This is a genomic window from Clostridium tarantellae (genome assembly GCF_009295725.1).
Taxonomy (GTDB): domain Bacteria; phylum Bacillota; class Clostridia; order Clostridiales; family Clostridiaceae; genus Sarcina; species Sarcina tarantellae.
On record NZ_WHJC01000460.1, the window covers coordinates 1 to 1,744 of the forward strand.

General features: G+C 20.1%; 2 protein-coding genes. One reads left to right on the plus strand and one right to left on the minus strand.

The window, feature by feature from the left end:
- Positions 1-372: 372 nt before the first annotated feature.
- Complete coding sequence (locus tag GBZ86_RS15570) at positions 373-999, plus strand: hypothetical protein (protein ID WP_152892178.1); 627 nt, start codon at positions 373-375, stop codon at positions 997-999.
- 126 nt (positions 1,000-1,125) lie between these two features.
- Here the strand turns inward: GBZ86_RS15570 and GBZ86_RS15575 are convergent, their stop codons facing one another.
- A complete protein-coding gene (locus GBZ86_RS15575) occupies positions 1,126-1,689 on the minus strand; it encodes a class IV adenylate cyclase (protein WP_152892180.1) in 564 nt (187 codons plus the stop codon).
- Positions 1,690-1,744 lie beyond the last annotated feature (55 nt).

Consider the following 1,744-nt stretch of genomic DNA (forward strand, 5'->3'; position numbering starts at 1 on the left):
AATAAACACCAAACCATATATTTAGATATTTTTATCTTCTAAAAAATAGTTTGGTGAATAATTCGGGTTTTAATATATGTAAGTTACTGATAATTAAATTTATATATAACAAGTAATGAATATTATTGTGCATTCATTGCTTGTTAATTTTATTTAAAGAAGTTGTAATATTTAATTGTTTTTCTATAAATTAAAATTTATTTATAAAAATACAATATGAATGTATAGAAAAATAAAGAAAAATAATTTATAATTTATAATAGGTAAATTACAAAAATTTACAGATGATTACTAAATTTATTTGTTGGGAGGGAATACCATTGTAAGATTAATCTTAAAAGATTTATATTTTTTAACAATGGAATATAATATATGAAAAATATATTAGTATTAATAAGTGATTTAAAAGGCAAGGAAAGTAATTCTTATGCTATATTTAATAAGATAAAAAATATTTTAGATGAAAATAACTATAAATATCATATTGTTTTAATAAATGATGAATTTTTAAATAATGATATAGAACTAAAAAGATTAATAAAAAAAACTGAAGTATATAGTAATATTATATTAATTACAAATATGCAAGAAAATAAATTGTCTAATAATACAATGGATTTTCTAGAAAAATTATTACACAATAAAGAAAGAATAAACAAAGATATAATGTTTAGCGTTATTATAAATTATAATTATATAGATATAAAAAATACAGAAATTCATCTTAATTATTGTGAAAGTATAATTAAAAAGATAGGTTTAAAATGGCAGAAGGGAATTGGTGCAACTTTACAACAAAATGCATGGAAAGAAGATTTAAAAAAAAATAAAAAAAGATATTCACCATTAATAGTTGAATTAGAGTTTTTATGCGCTAATATTGAATCAAATAAAAAATGTTATGAACATTCTTTTGTAACTCCATTTATGCCTAAAAGTATCTTTCAAGGTTTAAGTAAATTAAATAGCTTAAAAGAAAAGTATTGTTTAAAAAAATAATTTTAAGTTTTATAAATAAAAATAGACAAGGCTTAACTTTAGACTGATTAAATTATTACTTCTATATATAATATTAATTAACATAATAATTAATTAGTTTAGTAAAGCCTTATTTTTTATTAATTTTTATAAACCTTTATTACTAGATTTTGGAGTCAAACCTTTTTCATTTAAAATTTCATAGATAGTTTTAGAAGTTGTATCTTCTAAGTTATATCCTAATAATTTAAGAATTTCTTCAAGTTCTTCTTCAGAGTCAGTTTCTAATTCAATATATGGGAAAGGACAAAAATTAGGATCATTAATATCAATTTCTATTAAGGTATTTTTAAATTTATAGCTTTCTCTATATTTTTTTATAGTTTCACAAAGTTCTAATCCTAGTGATTTTAAAATATTAGCACCCATAGAGCCATTTTCTATAATAGTTTCATTTTCTTCCATAACTTTAAATCTGTCTTGACTAAGCATTTTTTTTGTAGTTATAAAATAAACAATTTTATTATGTATAAGGTCTTCTACTTTTCTTATTCTAGCGTAACCTTTAGCATCTAAAAGTCTTCTATCAGGAAAATCAAAAATTTCATTAGTTTGATTTTCTTTTTTTATGTTTACTGCATTAAGTTCTTTTAAACGACTTCTAAGTTGTTCTACATTTATATCTATTATTCTGGTTTCTAATTCTTTCATAATCATTACCCTCCTAATTATATCAAGTGGTCTAAGCCACTTAATACTGTATTTA